15 protein-coding genes and 1 pseudogene are annotated in these 17,627 nt (G+C 43.1%); 6 read left to right on the top strand and 10 right to left on the bottom strand.

Going from position 1 to position 17,627, the window contains the following annotated elements; all coding sequences use genetic code 11:
- The 7 genes from kdsA to OF158_RS03495 all read right to left on the bottom strand — a co-directional run bounded on the left by kdsA (position 1) and on the right by OF158_RS03495 (position 7,788).
- Positions 1-843: a 3-deoxy-8-phosphooctulonate synthase gene (gene kdsA / locus OF158_RS03525; RefSeq protein ID WP_017552252.1), complete on the bottom strand. Its 843-nt coding sequence runs from the start codon at positions 841-843 to the stop codon at positions 1-3.
- Between the two features lie 270 nt (positions 844-1,113).
- A complete protein-coding gene (locus OF158_RS03520; RefSeq protein ID WP_017552253.1) occupies positions 1,114-3,033 on the bottom strand; it encodes a BglG family transcription antiterminator in 1,920 nt (639 codons plus the stop codon).
- A 293-nt stretch (positions 3,034-3,326) separates the two neighbouring features.
- Complete coding sequence (locus tag OF158_RS03515; RefSeq protein ID WP_017552254.1) at positions 3,327-4,763, bottom strand: 6-phospho-beta-glucosidase; 1,437 nt, start codon at positions 4,761-4,763, stop codon at positions 3,327-3,329.
- A 161-nt stretch (positions 4,764-4,924) separates the two neighbouring features.
- Entirely contained in the window at positions 4,925-6,280 is a 1,356-nt protein-coding gene (gene celB, locus OF158_RS03510) for a PTS cellobiose transporter subunit IIC (protein WP_017552255.1), read from the bottom strand.
- A gap of 21 nt (positions 6,281-6,301) precedes the next feature.
- Entirely contained in the window at positions 6,302-6,805 is a 504-nt protein-coding gene (locus tag OF158_RS03505) for a hypothetical protein (protein WP_017552256.1), read from the bottom strand.
- 193 nt (positions 6,806-6,998) lie between these two features.
- The gene (locus OF158_RS03500) at positions 6,999-7,322 is read right to left on the bottom strand and encodes a PTS cellobiose transporter subunit IIB (protein ID WP_017552257.1); all 324 of its coding nucleotides are present in this window, start codon (positions 7,320-7,322) and stop codon (positions 6,999-7,001) included.
- 133 nt (positions 7,323-7,455) lie between these two features.
- On the bottom strand, positions 7,456-7,788 hold the full coding sequence (locus tag OF158_RS03495; RefSeq protein ID WP_035182413.1) for a PTS lactose/cellobiose transporter subunit IIA: 333 nt from the start codon (positions 7,786-7,788) through the stop codon (positions 7,456-7,458).
- 531 nt (positions 7,789-8,319) lie between these two features.
- Here OF158_RS03495 and OF158_RS03490 point away from each other — a divergent pair.
- Positions 8,320-8,727, top strand: coding sequence for a YndM family protein (locus OF158_RS03490; protein WP_035182417.1), 408 nt, complete (start codon positions 8,320-8,322; stop codon positions 8,725-8,727).
- Positions 8,728-8,872: 145 nt separating this feature from the next.
- On the opposite strand, the gene OF158_RS03485 is transcribed toward OF158_RS03490, so the two are convergent.
- Entirely contained in the window at positions 8,873-10,705 is a 1,833-nt protein-coding gene (locus OF158_RS03485; RefSeq protein ID WP_225621017.1) for an Ig-like domain-containing protein, read from the bottom strand.
- A 550-nt stretch (positions 10,706-11,255) separates the two neighbouring features.
- Between OF158_RS03485 and OF158_RS03480 the strand changes: the two genes are divergently transcribed.
- The 3 genes from OF158_RS03480 (at position 11,256) to OF158_RS03470 (ending at position 11,921) form a co-directional block, all read left to right on the top strand.
- Positions 11,256-11,474 carry a DUF1659 domain-containing protein gene (locus tag OF158_RS03480; protein WP_017551951.1) on the top strand — a complete coding sequence of 73 codons (219 nt, stop codon included), beginning with the start codon at positions 11,256-11,258 and terminating at the stop codon, positions 11,472-11,474.
- A 24-nt stretch (positions 11,475-11,498) separates the two neighbouring features.
- Positions 11,499-11,717 (top strand): DUF2922 domain-containing protein, encoded by a 219-nt coding sequence (locus OF158_RS03475; RefSeq protein ID WP_035182427.1) that lies wholly within the window; start codon positions 11,499-11,501, stop codon positions 11,715-11,717.
- 63 nt (positions 11,718-11,780) lie between these two features.
- The gene (locus tag OF158_RS03470) at positions 11,781-11,921 is read left to right on the top strand and encodes a YvrJ family protein (protein WP_013858438.1); all 141 of its coding nucleotides are present in this window, start codon (positions 11,781-11,783) and stop codon (positions 11,919-11,921) included.
- 247 nt (positions 11,922-12,168) lie between these two features.
- Here OF158_RS03470 and OF158_RS03465 read toward each other — a convergent pair.
- Both OF158_RS03465 and OF158_RS03460 read right to left on the bottom strand, forming a co-directional pair.
- Positions 12,169-13,228, bottom strand: a pseudogene (locus tag OF158_RS03465) (tartrate dehydrogenase).
- 454 nt (positions 13,229-13,682) lie between these two features.
- Complete coding sequence (locus tag OF158_RS03460) at positions 13,683-14,900, bottom strand: MFS transporter (protein ID WP_017551947.1); 1,218 nt, start codon at positions 14,898-14,900, stop codon at positions 13,683-13,685.
- A 499-nt stretch (positions 14,901-15,399) separates the two neighbouring features.
- On the opposite strand from OF158_RS03460, the gene OF158_RS03455 reads away from it, so the two are divergent.
- Positions 15,400-16,314: an LCP family glycopolymer transferase gene (locus OF158_RS03455; RefSeq protein WP_017551945.1), complete on the top strand. Its 915-nt coding sequence runs from the start codon at positions 15,400-15,402 to the stop codon at positions 16,312-16,314.
- A gap of 738 nt (positions 16,315-17,052) precedes the next feature.
- Positions 17,053-17,418, top strand: coding sequence for a YhjD family protein (locus OF158_RS03450; RefSeq protein WP_035182431.1), 366 nt, complete (start codon positions 17,053-17,055; stop codon positions 17,416-17,418).
- The last annotated feature ends 209 nt before the right edge of the window (positions 17,419-17,627 follow it).

Here is a 17,627-nt window from a genome sequence, read left to right as displayed (position 1 = left end):
TTAATGAATGTTTGCTGCCGTTTGTTCTTTTATCATGCGATCAATTTCAATAACTGGCTTTAACATTTCTTCAAGATCATCCAGTTTCACCATATTCGGGCCATCCGACCAGGCCTGGTCCGGATCAGGATGGGCTTCTAGAAACAACGCATCGATCCCGCAAGCCGCCGCTGCCCTTGCGAGATACGGGACAAACGCACGCTTTCCGCCTGTTGAAGTCCCATTTCCGCCCGGTATTTGGACACTATGGGTGGCGTCAAACACGACCGGATACCCTAATCTGCGCATTTCCGGAAGTGCACGCATATCCACCACCAGGTTATTGTAGCCGAATGTCGAACCGCGTTCTGTAAGAAGAATTTTGTCGGTGCCGGATTCCTCCAGTTTTTGAATGACGTTTTTCATATCCCAAGGCGCCAAAAACTGCCCTTTTTTGACATTCACGGTTTTGCCCGTCGCGGCGGCGGCAAGCAGCAAATCGGTCTGGCGGCAAAGGAAAGCGGGGATTTGCAGTATGTCGAGCACTTCCCCGGCTGCTTTTGCCTGGTGCGGCTCATGAATATCGGACGTGACCGGTACGCCAAATACATTTTTAATCCGGTCAAGTATTTCGAGCCCTTTTTCCAGTCCCGGGCCCCGTTTGGAAAAAATGGATGATCGGTTGGCTTTGTCGAAAGAAGCTTTAAAAACGAAAGGAATACCGAGTTTTCCGGCAATGGTTTGAAGGGTTGCGGCTGTTTCCATGGCCATCGTTTCACTTTCAATTACGCACGGGCCGGCAATCAATACAAGCGGTAGACGTTGGCCGAAAGCTATCCGGCTGTTCAGTTGGACCGTTTTCATTTGCTCACTCCTCATTTTTAAGTTTTCACGTGTCTTTACTCCTTCTGCTGCAGGTTACAAATATTATCCTTTAGAAAACCGCACAGGGCAAGGAAGATGTAAAGAATATTCACAAACTTTTTGTTTTTATGTAAGGTTTTCTCCAGGAAATATAAAGCACAAAACCGGACAAGTTTTGTGCTTTATAACGCGGATGGCGGGTAAAGTCTCCTTCGGGGAAATGGCTGGGAAAAATATTCTTCTTACAAATGGTGGCGATACGGGGCTCAATTATTTTATAAATGCCATTAACTCATCAGCCGTTTTGCTTTTGATGATTTTTTGCACAACAGACCTGTTTTCGATAATCGAAATGAGCTTTTTATACATATCATCTAAATCCGTTTGCGTGCCTTCTTTAATATTCAACAAACAAACAAATTGAACCATTTGCTGTCCATGCCAATGGATAGGGCTTTTTAGCGTACATACTGTCCAAAACGTTTCCTTCGTTACGGGCACCATTGGATGGGGAATGGCTACGAGATTTCCAAAACAGGTTGGCGTAATCGACTCCCTTTCTAAAACAAGGTTTACATAATCCTTCGGTACAAGCTTCTGCTTATACAGTTCATCACATAAAAATCGAATCACGCTTTCCTTATCCTGCAATGCCAGTTGGAGAAAAATTCTTGAAGGATGTAAATATTTTTCTGCCACATTTTGCGTCCTAGATAAAAAACCATTTATAGCTTGAATGTCTTTGTCTTCCAAAAAAGTATTCACAACTTGGACCGGGACGCCAAAATCCTCCTTTATAGGCACAGTGCTAATGATCAAGTCAATAAAAGATAAATCATATGATGATAAATTGTAATAATTAATCGTATCGGCAATTTCAATTTCTTGGCCATACAAATTTTGCAATCGGTAGGATAGTAATTTTGCACTCCCTACGCCCGATGCGCAAACGATTAGTACTTTTTTTATTTTTTTCTTGTTTAATTTCATTCGTTCAAGAGCAACACCGATATGCAGCGCAATATAGGCAATTTCATCTTCAACCACTTCCATTTGCAAATACTCTTCTATACATTTGCTGGCAATAATGGCGCCTTCAAACGCAGCCGGGTATTTTTTCTTTATATCGTTTAATAACGGATTCCGGATATTCATTTTGTACCGCAATCGGTTCATTGCAGGACGGATATGCAGCGTTAGCGCCTGAATAAACTCGCGGTCTTGGCGAAAGTCCCAATTCAATTCAGCCTTTAAACGAGCTAACATACAATTTATAATTGTTCCGGCTTCATCAAATTTACTAAACTCGGCCAGCTCCTTCTTGTGTAAAAGTTTGGTTCCTAATAAATGAACAATAATATAATCGATTTCTGTCTCAGGAAAAGTTAACGAAGTAAAATCTTCAACTTCTTTTATGATTTCGTTCGCCACAATTTTTTCAAATGGATGATCATCGACCAGAACATCAGCCAGCTCTTCAATAACAAAGCCTTCCTGAATTCTTCTGCAGGCGATAGCAATATGCGTTGCTAAATTTTCCAAAGATATATCAGAGATTTCAATTTTATATTTATTAACCTTTTGGACGATTACTTCTTTAATCTTTTTAAATAGTTCCGGATCAATGAGTTGTAAACAATTCTCCTTCAAAAATGCCTCCTGGTTCCGCTCCAACAATAAATTAGATAAACACAAACGTTTCATATATTCATCGCCTTCAACCTTTGAACCATAGTGCGGGCGGTTGATTAGCTTTAAATGATATTGATCAAGAATTTCTTTTACCATCTTTAAGTCATTTTGCAATGTCGATAAAGAGACGAACATCTCATCTATAAAACTTTCAATTTTAATAAAATCGGTTTCTAACAATAACCGGCGTAAAATATAGAGAACTCTCGTATCTTTATCAGTGAAGTCACCCGCTAAATGATGTTCCTCCGTAGAAATCTCATTGAGTATTTTTGAAAAAAGCCCGGCATCTAATACTTTTACGCTATATCCCAATCCTCTGGTTGATTCAATTTGAAATCCGTGTGATGCTGTATTATTTTGCATGAGCTTAATTTCGTTTCGAATCGTTCGGTCACTGACGCCTAATTCTCTTGCCATCCAGCTTGCAGTAACGGGTTCTTTTGACTTAGATAAAAGGATTAATATATCTTTCTGCCGTTTTGATAGGATAGCCACTGCCAACAACTCCCTTTTACATGGATTACTAAGATTTTTGGCAAAGGAAGAGCTGTAGTTTTCGGGAAACCAACCATTTTTTCGGGCTGTGATGTAATCGTTGAAAAAACCAATACTTGATACTTTGCAGCCTGTCATATCGTAGCTTTCCTTATAACTATTGCTTTTTCACCGGGGATTTCTATTTTCTTCCCGTATATGAAAAAATGGAGTTTTATTGTAACTCCATTTTTTCACGCCATGATTGAATATGATTCTTATTGTAAACGTTAGAAAAACGACCGTCCTAAAAGTTAAAGCTCTTCTCCATTTGTTTTTATGACATGCCTATACCATTCAAATGACTTTTTCTTTTTTCTTTCTAAAGTTCCGTTCCCTTCATTATCTTTGTCCACATAAATAAAACCGTAACGTTTTTCCATTTCTCCTGTTCCAGCACTCACTAAATCTATACATCCCCACGGTGTGTAACCCATTAAATCAACACCATCCAGTTCAACCGCCTTTTTCATTTCCAGAATATGATCGCGAAAATATTGAATACGGTAATCATCGTTAATCGTGCCATCCTCTTCAACGACATCCCGCGCGCCAAGGCCATTTTCTACAATAAATAGAGGGATATTGTACCTTTCATATAAAGCATTTAACGAGTAACGAAGGCCGACCGGATCAATTTGCCAACCCCAATCACTGGCTTGAACATAAGGATTGCGAACGACGCGGCCAAACTCTCCATCAGGCTGGCTGTCTTCTACTTCACGGGCGCTGACTACTTTAGACATATAATAGCTAAATCCAATGTAATCTACTGTTCCTTCTTTAAGAATTTGTTCATCTTCCTTTGTATATTCAATTTCAAATCCGTTTCTTTCCCAGTATTTTTTCGTATAATCAGGAATCGTCCCACGAACATGTACATCACCAAAGAACCAACGATTATGCATCGCTTCCGTGGCAAGCATCACATCGTCCGGATGACAAGAATATGGATATACAGGTACGAAAGAAAGCATGCAACCAATCTTAAAGTCAGGATTAATTTTGTGGCCTAATTTAACGACTTTTGCGCTGGCAATTAATTCATAAAGCGCTGCCTGGTACATGGTTTGTTTCCGGTTTTCACCTTCTTCATATTTAATTCCTGAGTTTGTGAAGCTTGCAAAATCCATGCTCGTATCTGCTTGATTATTGATTTCGTTAAAGGTCATCCAGTATTTTACTTTATCTTTATAACGTTTCATGACTGTCTCAGAAAATTTCACAAAAAAATCAATACATTTCCGGTTTCTAAAACCCCCATATTTTTTCACAAGATGATAAGGCAATTCAAAATGAGATAGGGTAATAACAGGTTCGATATGATATTTTAATAATTCATCAAACAAATCATCGTAAAATTGCAAGCCTTCTTCATTTGGCTCATCATCGTCCCCGTTTGGAAAAATTCTTGTCCAAGCAATAGAAGTACGGAAACATTTAAACCCCATTTCTGCGAACAGTTTAATATCTTTTTTATAACGGGAATAGAAGTCGATTGCTTCATGGTTAGGATAATAGTAACCTCCTAATACACCATCCGTAATTTGCCGTGGAACACCATGTCTTCCTGCAGTCATTACATCAGCAACACTTACACCTTTTCCGCCTTTATTCCAGCCGCCTTCAAGCTGGTGGGCTGCTACTGCTCCGCCCCATAAAAAGTTTTCCGGTAAAACGCCTTTTGACATTGTAAACCCTCCATCATTTATCTTATTTGGTTTCCTGAACGAGAAAAGTTAAATAAGAAGGCGATTTTCCTATGAAGAACCGCCTTCTTTCATTCACCCGCAGTGCAACATCGTTTTCATAGGATATTTCTACATCTTATTTTTCTATTTCAAGATGAGGATCAGAGTACAGATTCTCCGCCTTTTTCTTGCTCAACTAACTTCTTATCATATATTCTGATGAACGGAAGATATATGATAAACGCGACCACACCACAAATGAGTGAGACAACTGGCGCCATAATGCTCCCACCTGTTCCAATGAAAGCCCCAATACCGATTGGCGTTGGCCATGGCACTTGTGCAATAAGTGGCGCAACAATGTGCAATTTAATTGCAAAATAACCAATTGTAGCTGTAGCCATAGGCGCTAAGAAAAACGGGATAGCCAGGTATGGATTATAAACAATTGGTAATCCAAACAATATTGGTTCATTAATATTAAAGATGCCAGGAGCAAGGGACGCTTTTCCTAGTATTCTCAATTGCTGTGACCGGGCCAAAAATGCAATAAAGATACATAATCCTAAAGTCGACCCGGAACCGCCCATAATGACAAATGAATTTTGGAACTCGCCGGCGAATGGAATATTTGCCCCATGAATATTGGCTTCCATATTTGCCAAAGTAATTGGCGTCAGGAAGGCTCCGATAATATTCGCCCCGTGAATACCTACGATCCAGAGTGCATGGATTAAGAAGTAAATCACCATCAATCCCAGCCAGCTGCTTGCGATATTCGTAACAAAGCTAAATGGAACAGCGACAACTTTAAATATATCTGTACCTAAAGCTACAAAAATACCATTGATGATTAAGATCACAAAAGCGACTAAAAATGCAGGGATTAAAGCTGTGAACGATCTGGATACCCCTTCCGGAACAGCTTCCGGCATTTTAATCACCCAATTTTGTTTTACACATAACCGGTACAACTGGACAGCAATAACAGAAACAATAATGGCCGTAAATATACCTGAAGAACCTAAACGGCTTACACCACTGTCGCCCATTTCCCAACCGAAAATAATATGAGTCGTATCATTCATTTTTTGGATAAGTGACATTTTTCCATTGCCTGCAACCAATTCCGGAATCGTCATAAAGAAAGCAAACATGGATAATAAAGCCCCGTTTAGCGGGTTTACATTTATCCCTTCTTCTTCAGCATATATTTTTGTATACTCATAACCAATAACAAGGTTGAAATATAATGCTAAAATTCCCATTGTTGCTTTATTTGCCAGCATATACAAGTCACTAATTCTAAAGAAAGTATTATCGAAAAAGCCTTGCAAAAATGTTAAAGTCTGTGGCAATACGTTCAACACCAAGAACATGGATCCTACGATTGTAAATGGTATTGAAGCCATCCCGGCAGCCATTACCGCCCGGACAAATCGAAAAGATGCTACTTTCCCCATAGGACCCATCAGATACTTTTCAAGAAAAGTAAATGCCTTATTTTGTTCTGACATAAAGACCCCTCTTTTCTATTATTAACGAATCGCTTTTTCATACTCCATGATGCGTTGAAAATGCTTGTCTTCATCATGTGTAATTTGGTATAACCGATAAAGGATAAAAGCGCTTAAAAATATCCCGGCAATCAAAACAGTTAAAATTAATACTTTTGACTTGTTTTGATTGATTAAAAATGGATATAAATGAGCGAAAGATGACGAAAAACAACTCGGCAACAGCAAAATCACATTTGCAATGAGCAAAGTCATGAAACAAAACTTTGTGTATTTAGCATGATTTGTCGGGCTGCTATAAATCTTTACTTGTTCCGCAACGCTCAATATGACAACGATGATCAACGCCAATGGAAGAAGGTATAGTAACGAATGACTCATAACCAATGAAATTAACCAATATACATTCGTAAAGAAAAAGATTGCGGTAACATATCTGACAAGCAAATATCGGTTATAGTACATCGATTTAAGCATCTGGTTTTTTTGATTTTTTTCAAATAATGCTCTTTCTACGTCATTCATAAAAATCCCTCATTTATTAAAAATATGGCTCCCCGCTACTCGTTAAAGCTTAAGCAATCCATTACCTCCAATCCAAAAGACATCTTAACGGGTATCTTGCTTGAAGATCACCTTCCTTCCGACTATCCATAAATTTTGGCATTTCCGGGTGAGTGCATTGTAAATAGCGAAGACCCATTTTCTCATAAGCAAATCAATCTTTTGGCAGTTCTTGTAAGATTAAATTTCCTAATTTTTCAACACCCATTGGAATCGGAATATAGGCTTGTGGCGGAATGTTTACAACTGGCTTTCCTACGCGTTCTCCGGCTTCCTTAAGTTTTTGAAAATACATCTTTGTTTGTGGGCTGACTAAATATAAATCAAAGTCCCCCTTTTCAATCATCTTATTGCCTTCATTTGCTGAAACAGCATCGACTTCAATTTCCTTACCTTTTGTTTTAAAAAATTCCGTTGTCTTCTTCGCCATTAAAGAAGATGACATACCTGCTGCACAAATAATTAATGCTTTTTTCATCATAAATGCCTCCAATTGGTTTTTTATTGTGATTTAAACTTGCTTATCAATGAATTAATGACTTCCGTTGCTTTTAATGGCCCGCTTGTGCCGCCAATCATCCATTTTTCAAACAGCAAACTTGGCAAATTTGTTAGCACTTTCGACATTCAAGTTCATTTGTTTTTTTATAAAGTTCAATGATTTCTTTTGCCAGGTCAATCACTGTCATGGCATTCATTAAATGGTCCTGTGCGTGTATAAGCAATATACTGATTTCGAATTTCTCCCCACTGGCCTCCCCCTTTATTAGGTCTGTTTGAAAACGATGAGCGATTGTCATGGCTTCGTTGGCTTCTTCAATTTTTTGTTCAGCTAATTTAAACTCACCTGCTTTAGCAAGATTTATGGACTCCGCAGCTAAGCTTCGGGCATTTCCGCCATTTAAAATAATTTGAAAACTAATTTCTTCTATGTTCAATGTCATCACCCTTAGTTTAAAAATTGTCGTTTCTTCACCCTTTTTGTCGCATAATATCCATCATTGTTACTTACTGTTGATCACAAAGAGTAACTTGCTGTAATCCTTAAACACTGTTTAATGCTCCGCTTTATCAGCCGCTTACCTTAATTCAATATTAATATGGAAACGGTTTCGCTTTAACCTAAACTCTTTCCTTAGCGCAACGGAAATCATTACTGGAAAAAATGAAGTAACGGAAAAAGGAATCCGGGATCAAGTTTCTACTTTCTCGCCATTAACATGACTGCCACTTTTTTCAATAAAGCATGGCATCAAGCTTTTAGACATACCTCTTTGTTTATCGTACTTACCAATCCCGGCCTGGCATTTCAAAAAAGGAAAGTGCGGCAAGCAGAAGGCAGTTTGAAGCATTTTAAGAACCTGCATTAAAAGTTACAATTGGAAAGATTTTCTGTGCAGAATGCCTTCATTTCCCGATTAACGGCTGCAGAAGCGGGTAATGATATAGTACAAACACCAAAAGGAGGGACCGTTATGGATCATGCAAAGGCGTTAGTGATAAAGTTTATTATGGTCGCAGTTGTGTTGGGCATCATTTTATCCGCCATCTTCAACATGCCGTTTGGCGATATGATCGCCACCAGTGTAGTACTGACCATTCTTGCATATGTCCTGGGAGATTTAATGATTTTCAAACGGGAAAATGAACGCGAGGAGGATACGCAAAGAAATATCATGGCGACCGTCGCCGATTTTGTTCTGGCGTACCTTGTCGTGTGGCTGATGGGCAGATCACTCGCCCCGGACATGGACAATCTGTTATGGGCGGCGCTGGCTTCGAGCATCGTCATTGCAGCCGGCGAATGGTTCTTCCATAAATATTTACACCATCTTTTCCATCACACGCCTGACCGCGAATTTACCGGATACGGCGGTGACTGATTGAAAAAACGGCAGCCGGATGAGCTGCCGTTTTTTCGTATTCCTATAAAAACTTACCATTCATCAATAAATCATCCAATCGGCAAGCATCAAGTTTTTTAATCACTACGCAATTTTTTCGGCCAAGCAAAACTTTTACTTTCTTTCACCTTACCGTAACCGTTCTTGTTTTGCTTTTGTTTCCGGCTCTGTCTTTCGCGAAAATGGAAAGCTTCGTGCCTTTTTTCTGTTTGCTGATTCTTACACTGTATGCGCCTTTGGCATTTACTGTGGCTTTGCCGATCTGTTTGCTGCCGCGGTATACATAGACAACTGCTGATTTTTCCGCTTTACCCACAACATGCGTGGACTTCGTTGTGACATTGCCGGCAGTCGGCATGCCTGGTGCCGTTTTGTCTTTTACTATAACTTTTACTTTGCTGCTTTTTAAACCGGCCTCTGTATAAACATAGAGGACGGTTCCGGCTTTTTGCTTTGAAACCGGGACTTTAAAATATCCTTTCCCGTCCGCTGTGCCGCGGGCAAGTATTTTTCCGTTCTTCATAATGGCTACTTCGATCCCCGGGTCGGAGCTGCCGGAAATGGATGTGCTATTATCGCCGACAGTCCATACTTTCGGTGTTTTCGGTTGCTGCGCCTTGCCGCCGATACTTCCCGACAAGAGCGTATATGTCATATCCCGTCCTTTTCCAGACGGAACGGAAAAGCGGCTTGCTGAAGACAGCTTTTTCACAACCGCCCCGCCGCCTTTTAGCTTCAATGAACTGCCGTTGTAAGTTTTAATTCGGAGCGGCTTGAACGCGGCATCCCCTTTAAACCCGTATAATCCGTTTGTCTGCTTTAACACGAGCGCGGCCCGGAAATCGGTCATAAACTGCCCGAAAGTCAGGTTCGGGTCAATGTATTTTCGGATCACATCCTCGATGGCTTTTTCATTCGTGTTCGGATCGTCCATGATTTTTTTGAAAATGGCATCGCCTTGTCCGCATTGAATTTTCAAATACTCCATGAACAAATAGGACAAGGAATAATTGGCAAGCACATCCCCGTTACTATCCCAGTAGAGAAGCGAGTGGCCATTTGTAATTGAAGCATCGTTGTTATAATCATCAATCCGATCGGAAAGCGGCTTTCCGGTATAAATTTGCTCTGCGGCCATGGACATCCCTTCGTCAATCCATGTATCAAACGTATCCCAATGGTGCTGGACGAACACTTTCTGGTTAAAAGAGATCATATGCTGAAACTCATGGGCGAGTGTCGAATACGCTTCGGTTACATTTTTCGATGTCCCCGTCCCCATAAGCGGGTACGTGTCAATATAAAAGATTTCCGACTTGTTGGAAGTGTCGGCATCAAAAAGGTCAAGCGGGTAAAAATAGCCGGCAACATATCCGCCCGAGCCGTCAAATCCGTCCTGGATGTCATAACAAAGAATATTCACTTTCCCATTTCCATCAACATCGGATGGCATGCCGAAATATTTTGTATCGAGCGCATAAATACGGTTGTCAAATTCTTTTCCAAGCTGGGCAGCCTGGGCGTCGTTCAGCTGGTTATTGTATACCCAGACATCCGCATGCGGACCGCTGTATAAAAGCTTAGCACTTATTTGATAATCTTTATTGCTGGCAAGATTGGACACCCAGAATTTTTTCGTATCTCCCACCCGGGGAAGACGGGCCCTTTTCGTATCCATGCGAACGGAATACTTCCGAAGGCTTAAATATTTTAATAGATCAAATGGCTTCTGGTAATCAATCCGGTAAACGTTGCTCTTTAACTTTTGACGGAGCGCTGCCAGGTTCACAACCTTGAAGGTGCCAGTCGGCTCTGTCGAAAGGCTTGAGGCAGACTCGTTGCTGACAAGTTTATAATAATCCTGAGCCGACGCGCTTCCGCCTGCACCGAATACCCCGGCCGGCAGTATAAACAATAGCGATAGTATAATAGGCAAGGATAATGCCCGTCTGAACATTCTCAATGAAATTCCTCCTGCACCTTTGTCCGGGCAACCCGGCAATTTTAAAAAGTTGCTTCTTTCATTCTAGCACAGCAGGCCGAATTTTGGCTGTCCGGTTCAGGAAAAAGAAGAGCGGAGTTTTTTAACCGTCCTTGTTCCCATTTGCTTGGCTGTTTCATCCTGCTGAGCGGATTCTTTTGCAACAGCAGGGGCCGTACCGCTTTTTGAAAAGACGTTTTTTGTGCAACCTTTGGGAGAATTTCTTAAGGGCCGCCCTGCACACTTTGGGGGCATGTCTGTTAAAGCAGCGGGAAATTTTTCATATTCCCGCTGGATGGTGGAGTTTTCGGCCGCGGCTGTAGCCCTGGCGCTACTGTTTCCATTTCATTTACAAAAGTCCTGTCATATGGTTCGGCTTTGTTTAACCAAGAGGATTATTTTCTAAAACGATTGTCCTGCCTCTGTTGCACTGCCCGCCTCCTCTCCCTGTTTCTCTCTTTTCAACAAAAAAGTACCCTTTTTTCTATTCAGCCGCTATATAAGGAGTGAAAGGGGGTGAGCGGGAATGGCACAAGTCCATTTAACAAGTTCCCGCATTTCATTAATCTTTGATAACGGGGTGAATGAAAATGGAAAACCGGTAACCAAAGCGAAGTCGTTCGCCAATGTGGCTGCCTCTGCAACACCCGATGCGATCCGGCAATTTGCAGACGCATATGCTTCACTGCAGCAAAAAGCGCTGGTCCGTGTAACACGCACTGACTTGAACGATATCAGTGAGTGAAATAAAAAAAGGGGGAATGGATAGATGAAAACTTTGGAACTTCAGTTTTTAACGCAGGATAACAAAACAGTGAGGGTTGCAGTCGATGAGCCGGCAGAGCCCATCGATACGGTGAAAGTGAAAAACGCCATGGCTCAGATGCTCGGCTCAGGCGTGCTGGTCAGCTCATCCGGCACGGCGCTCTCCAGCATGAAAGGTGCACGTCTTATTGAGCAAAACATTACTGAATATACACTGGCGTAATCTTTTGCCCCCGGTTCCCGTTTTCGGAACGGGGGCTCTTGATTTTAAAGGGGGAGAGGAGAAATGCATGAAATGGTGTCGCTCATCAGTGAAGTCGGGTTTCCGGTCGCTGTCACCGTCTTTTTGCTGTACCGGATTGAGGCCAAGCTTGATGCGGTGATTGAATCGATCCAAAACCTGCCGGAACGGATGAAGGGGATCTGAAAGGGAGGGGCTTATGTGCAAGCCCCTCCCTTTTTCCGGATGGATCATTTCCCGGTCCGGTCGTTATTCATTTGTTTAGTCACATACCTGCAATTGCTCCATTTCCGCAAAATCCACGCTGCAAAGGATATATTTCGACGAAGGCAGCCCACCAAGCCTGCATTTCACTTCTTCACTCATCTTCCGGTAACGCTCAGCCGCGGGCTCCCGGCTCAGACCGATTATTTTTATACAGGCTTCGCTTTCTTTAAGTTTGTAAAATGCGCCGGCAAACTGCTTCTGTTACTTCTTCTGTTGTTGCCGTTCCGCCGATGTCCGAGGCTTTGATGCCTTTTTCAATCGTCCATTCGATTGCATCCATTATCGTTTCACCCATTTCTGTTTCGCCAAAATAATCGAGCATCATTTTAGCTGTCCAAATTTGGCCTATTGGGTTGGCAATGCCTTTTCCTGCAATATCCGGCGCCGAGCCGTGGACAGGTTCAAACATGGAAGGATATTTCCCGTCCAAATTGATGTTCGCGGACGGCGCAATGCCGATACTGCCCATAATCGCGCCGCCAATATCTGTTAAAAATATCCCCGAATAAATTGCTCGCAACAATGACATCAAAAGTCTCCGGCTTCATCACCAGAAAAGCAGACAGCGCATCAATATGCATGCTGTTTACAGCCACATCCGGATAGCCAGCCTTTACCTGGCTGAACACCTCGTCCCAAAAAGGCATTGTGTGGAAAATGCCGTTTGATTTCGTTGCACTGGTCAGGCGTCGGCTGCGTTTTTGCGCCAGTTCAAACGCATATCGCATCGCCCGCTCTGTTCCTTTTCTTGTAAAAATTGCATTCTGGATCGCAATTTCGTCTTCACTGCGATAAATTCTGCCGCCAACCTCGCTGTACTCCCCTTCACTGTTTTCACGCACGACAATGAAATCAAAATCTTTCGGGTCCCTTAACGGGGACTGCAGCCCTTTGAAATACTTTGCAGTCCGGATATTCAGCACCTGTTCGAAGCCGCGCCGGATTTTCAGCAAAAGGCCCCAAAGCGACACATGATCCGGCACAAGCCTTGGATTGCCGACTGCCCCGAGAAAAATAGCCTCATAATCTTTTAAAATCTCAAGCCCGTTATCCGGCATCATTTTTCCCTGATCAAGATAATAATCACAGCCCCACGGGAACGCCGTGAACTCGAACCGGATTCCGCCATGCCGTTCCGCTGCTGCATGCAATACACGGATGGCAGCCGGCACCACCTCTTTTCCAATCCCGTCGCCCGAGATCGCCGCGATATGGTATGTTTTCATTCTAATCCCCTCCGTTAAAGCGCTCCCAATTATATTCATTTTACCATAAGCATGAAAATGAAATGCTTTATCATCCCTTAAAATCAAGATTCTTATTCCGTTGCTGCCCCCGCTGCGCCAAGCGGGTAATGATAAACAACATACGATCAACATGGTGATTTTCAGAAGATGAATGAACGGCATATCGCTTTAACCTAATGTGCCAAGCCATTGTATGGGGAAAGGTAAAAAATATAGGCAATGAGAAAACAGCTCATTGCCTTTTGATTGGCTAATTTGTACGCGAACAGATCGGGCACGCCCTCCGAATTTTTTTCGCTGGCGTTCGAGATACTTGTCACTGCTGTTTGATCACTGACTTTTTCAGCGAATGGCCGCGGGCACGCCGCTCATTCCTATTTGCATCAAATTTTTCCGGTTAACGGCAGCGGGCAGCAAACGGGCACTGCTGCCGCTATTCTCCCTTCGATTCTGCATTCCCCGGCACGCCTGTTTTCAACATTGGAAAAACAAAGCACAGCCCGATAATGAAAAACAACGCAGCAAGTTCGAAAACAGCCGTGATCGAAAACCATTCCTTCAATGCCCCCGCAAGGCTCATGGTCACCACCATGGAGCCAGTGAAAAGCGGGCTCAAAATGCCGTTCACCCTGCCAATAAAATCGGATTCCGTATTTTGCAGGATCAGCGTGTTAATGCCGATCTGGATGCTCGGCATGAAAAAGCCCGAAACGAGTTCGGCGGCGAGTGTCAACCAAAGCGAAGTCGAAGCACCGATTACCGCAAGCCCAATGGCATTTGCAAGCATACCGGTGAACAGCATTTTTTGCGGTGAAGCAGATTTTGAAAAGGCCATGGAAAAAGCCCCGCCTGTAATCATCCCAATGCCATTCACCATCACAAGCCATTGCAGGTTCTCTTTCGGCAGGCCGAGACGGTCCGTTACGAGAAAAATATTCATCGGCTGGATAAAACCGACGCCAAGCCCGGCCGCCAGAAAACCAAGTCCCAGCAGTCGCAATTCCTTTTTAGACAAAACATAGCGAATCCCGCTCTTCATTTCCTGGAAAATATTCGACACTTTTTCCTTCTTTTTCATGGCCTGGTCTTTCGGGATAAATGACAAACTCGCGGCGGAAAACAGGAAAGCGAGACCGGTTATCAAAATAGAATAATCGATTCCAAACCTTTCATAGGCAAACGTGCCGACCACCGGGCCAAGAATCATAAAAACAGCAAAAATGGTCTGGTAAACGGCCATTGCCTGCTGGATCAGGCGTTCCTCAAGATGCATTTTAAACAGTTTCATCCCGGACGGTTGCGAAAACTGCGACAAAATCGAGGAAATCAGTGTTGCAAAAAAGACGGACTGCCACGAGCCAAAAACAAGCGCGCCGATGACGCCAAAAATGGACACGGCACTCAGCAAATCACACCAAACCATTGTTTTCTTCGGCTGCCAGCGGTCCGCAAATGTGCCGCCGATAAAACTAAAAATGAAAATGGGCAGGAACTCCGCCACTGAAATCATGGAAACGGCAAACGGGTCGCCGTTTGTTTTTTCTGTCACAAACAACAGGACGGCAAAATTCCGCACCCATATGCCCACCTGCAAAAACAACGCGGATACAAATACCATCCGGACAAACCGATTTCTCAAAAGCTCTCCCACAAGCGCCCCCCTCTGGTCAAATCTGTCTCATATCGTGCCATTATCATACCGAAATTGAAAGCCTTAAGCAATACAGAAGCACCCGTGTAAAACAGAGTGCGAAAAAATGCATGCAAACTTGGGAAACGGAAGCCCGCAGGCAAAAGGTGAAAAAAATCGGCGCATTTGGCCGCGTGCTCCTTTTTTCCTTCGTCCAGTCCCTTCTCATGCCTGCACTCAAAACAGACATCTATTCTGCTTCGCCCGGGCCTGGCATTTTCATGTCTCCATACGTGCCTCTCCTCTTTTTCGTTCCCTCACGCGTCCCAATCCAAACCGTTTTTCTTGCGGCCATTTTCGCTACATTTCATTCACGCCCAATTCCTCTTCTTTTCCCCATAAATAACAAGAGAAAGGCCGGACCATTGCATAAACGAAAAATCCCCGTTAACAATTTGGAAAAACCATGATATGATAGCGATTAGATTAAATAAAAAATTCAAAGAAAAGGGTCGAAAAAATGAAGAAGAAAATATTCATCACACTCGGGATTCTCTTAGCGATCATCGTGATCGGGGGCGGAGGGTTCGCCTATTACGTCTACCATTCTGTCCAAAATGCCGCAGATAAAATGTATGACAGCAAATCCGTGAAACCATCCGAGAAAAACACTGAAAAAATCAAAAGTGAAAAACCAATTTCCATTCTTTTACTCGGCGTAGATGAGCGGGCCGGAGATGTAGGAAGATCCGATACGCTCATTATTCTTACACTGAACCCGCAAAAGAAAGCCATGCAGATGATCTCCATTCCGCGTGACACGAGGACAGAAATCGTGGGCAAGGGAACATTGAATAAGATAAATGCAGCTTATGCTTACGGCGGGCCAAAAATGGCACTGGATACGGTAAACAAATTTGCTAATTTAAACCTTGACCAGTACATACGCTTGAATATGGAAGGATTGGCTGACCTTGTAGATGCTGTCGGCGGTGTAACCGTCTACAATAAAATCAGCTGGCATGACGAAGGGTATTATAAAAAAGGCTACTATTACGCCAAAGGAAACATTACATTGGATACCGGCAAAAAAGCGCTCGGTTATGTAAGAATGCGCCACCTTGATCCTCAAGGTGACTTTGGCCGTAACCAGCGCCAGCGTGACGTCATTATGGCCGTCATTAACAAAGCGGCGACCATCCAGTCTTTCTCGCGTTATCAGGAAATCCTGGCTGCGATCCAGAACAATGTCAAAACAAACCTGACACTTGATGATATGAAAAACATCGCGATGAACTACCGCGACTGCCGCCAAAATACGACAGACTATGAAGTTAAAGGCAACAGTACAACCATTGATGGCATTTACTACCTCAATGTCAGCCAGGCAGAACGCGACAAGGTCCACAACATGGTGACCAATATGGAACAATAAAGACAGGCAGGCCCCGTTGTCCGGAGCCTGCCCTTTTCAATTTTTATTTTTGCTTTTCCTGCGGTTTTACCGGAGATCTTTCCGGCTCTATGTCTTTATGATGATGCTGTTTTTCCTGTTGTTCCGGCGAGTCGCCTTTTTTGTCCTTGTTGTAATCCATTTGGTGCCCTCCTCCCGGTTGGATTGATGTTCCTTAGCATCAATGCCTGTCTATTGTAAAAATACCCGGTAACTGCATATGCTAAACAAAGTGGAAAGGCTGCCCGCTTTGGCGGAACAAAAAATGTCTATTCGGAAAAAGCGAAGGCAATGGATCCCGATAGCTGCAACGGATAACCAGGGGCTTAGATGGAAGGTGATCCGGCCACCGCTTTTGTTTTTTACCAGCTTTCCATTCAAACGGGAGCAAAGGCAATATAACCTGTTACCTACCGCAGATTCGTGCCGGCACCTGCCCCCGGCCGGAGCGAAGGTAACCTGCACTTACAAAAGCTACCGTGGAAAACGGAACGCTCAAAACAGCCTGAACAAAACCCATATTACAAAAGCCCATACCGGAATGGACAAGCCAATGCCAATCAGACAGCCTTTCGCAAAATCTCCGTCTTTTCCATTCATCTCTTCATTTTCCTTTTTAAGTAATAGGATGAACATTATTATAACAACCCATCCCCTTAAAACCAAGTAATCATTGACAGGAACGTACGTTTGTTTATATAATGGAAACAGGTGATCCGTATGCCGCAAATCTTAACCGAGGAAGAAGAAAAGCTGATCGAGGCATTTATCCTCCTGCCGCTTGCCAAAAGGACGCTGGAACGGGACCAGAGAGCGATCCGGGCAAGCCTGTTAAAATTTAAAGAGCCTTATCTTTTTGCGACGGACCAAATGCTCTTGCAAATTTCATCCTGCCTCGCTCAGGTCAAACGGGAAGCCGGCAGAAAAAAGATGCGTTTTTACAAACGGAATGACCTTTCCTATACCGTGTTTGTGCGCGGCTGGCGGTTTGAAAAGAATTACCACCCACAAATAGCAGCGGAGTGGGTTAAAAACCGAATCACCAGTTTCTTCCTCCCGTTGCGCCTGCCTTTTGAAGACCGGTAAGGAGCTTGCGAAACTCAGCAGCTTCAAGGAACGCCGCCCGGGCCGTAAAGGGCGCCAAAACGCCTATTCATGAAACATTCCAGGGATACATGGGATTGAATACCGCTGATAAAACATTCCGGCATACACGGGATATTGAAGACCGCCGGGTGATAAGGAGACGCCGCCCTCTTTTTAAAGAGCGTGAAAAAAAAATCCCAATATACGAA

It is taken from the genome of Weizmannia sp. WK01 (genome assembly GCF_025905465.1).
GTDB classification, from domain to species: domain Bacteria; phylum Bacillota; class Bacilli; order Bacillales; family Bacillaceae_C; genus Weizmannia; species Weizmannia faecalis.
Note: the sequence above shows the minus strand (reverse complement) of the source record. Positions and strands in the feature narration are given on the sequence as shown.

Excerpts from the sequence above, each read along its gene's own strand:
- OF158_RS03480 (WP_017551951.1), top strand. The coding sequence starts at position 11,256 with ATGGCACAAGTCCATTTAACAAGTTCCCGCATTTCATTAATCTTTGAT.
- OF158_RS03505 (WP_017552256.1), bottom strand. The coding sequence starts at position 6,805 with ATGAATGACGTAGAAAGAGCATTATTTGAAAAAAATCAAAAAAACCAG.
- OF158_RS03500 (WP_017552257.1), bottom strand. The coding sequence starts at position 7,322 with ATGAAAAAAGCATTAATTATTTGTGCAGCAGGTATGTCATCTTCTTTA.
- OF158_RS03495 (WP_035182413.1), bottom strand. The coding sequence starts at position 7,788 with ATGACATTGAACATAGAAGAAATTAGTTTTCAAATTATTTTAAATGGC.
- OF158_RS03490 (WP_035182417.1), top strand. The coding sequence starts at position 8,320 with ATGGATCATGCAAAGGCGTTAGTGATAAAGTTTATTATGGTCGCAGTT.
- OF158_RS03470 (WP_013858438.1), top strand. The coding sequence starts at position 11,781 with ATGCATGAAATGGTGTCGCTCATCAGTGAAGTCGGGTTTCCGGTCGCT.
- OF158_RS03475 (WP_035182427.1), top strand. The coding sequence starts at position 11,499 with ATGAAAACTTTGGAACTTCAGTTTTTAACGCAGGATAACAAAACAGTG.
- kdsA (WP_017552252.1), bottom strand. The coding sequence starts at position 843 with ATGAAAACGGTCCAACTGAACAGCCGGATAGCTTTCGGCCAACGTCTA.
- OF158_RS03450 (WP_035182431.1), top strand. The coding sequence starts at position 17,053 with ATGCCGCAAATCTTAACCGAGGAAGAAGAAAAGCTGATCGAGGCATTT.
- OF158_RS03455 (WP_017551945.1), top strand. The coding sequence starts at position 15,400 with ATGAAGAAGAAAATATTCATCACACTCGGGATTCTCTTAGCGATCATC.
- celB (WP_017552255.1), bottom strand. The coding sequence starts at position 6,280 with ATGTCAGAACAAAATAAGGCATTTACTTTTCTTGAAAAGTATCTGATG.
- OF158_RS03485 (WP_225621017.1), bottom strand. The coding sequence starts at position 10,705 with ATGTTCAGACGGGCATTATCCTTGCCTATTATACTATCGCTATTGTTT.
- OF158_RS03515 (WP_017552254.1), bottom strand. The coding sequence starts at position 4,763 with ATGTCAAAAGGCGTTTTACCGGAAAACTTTTTATGGGGCGGAGCAGTA.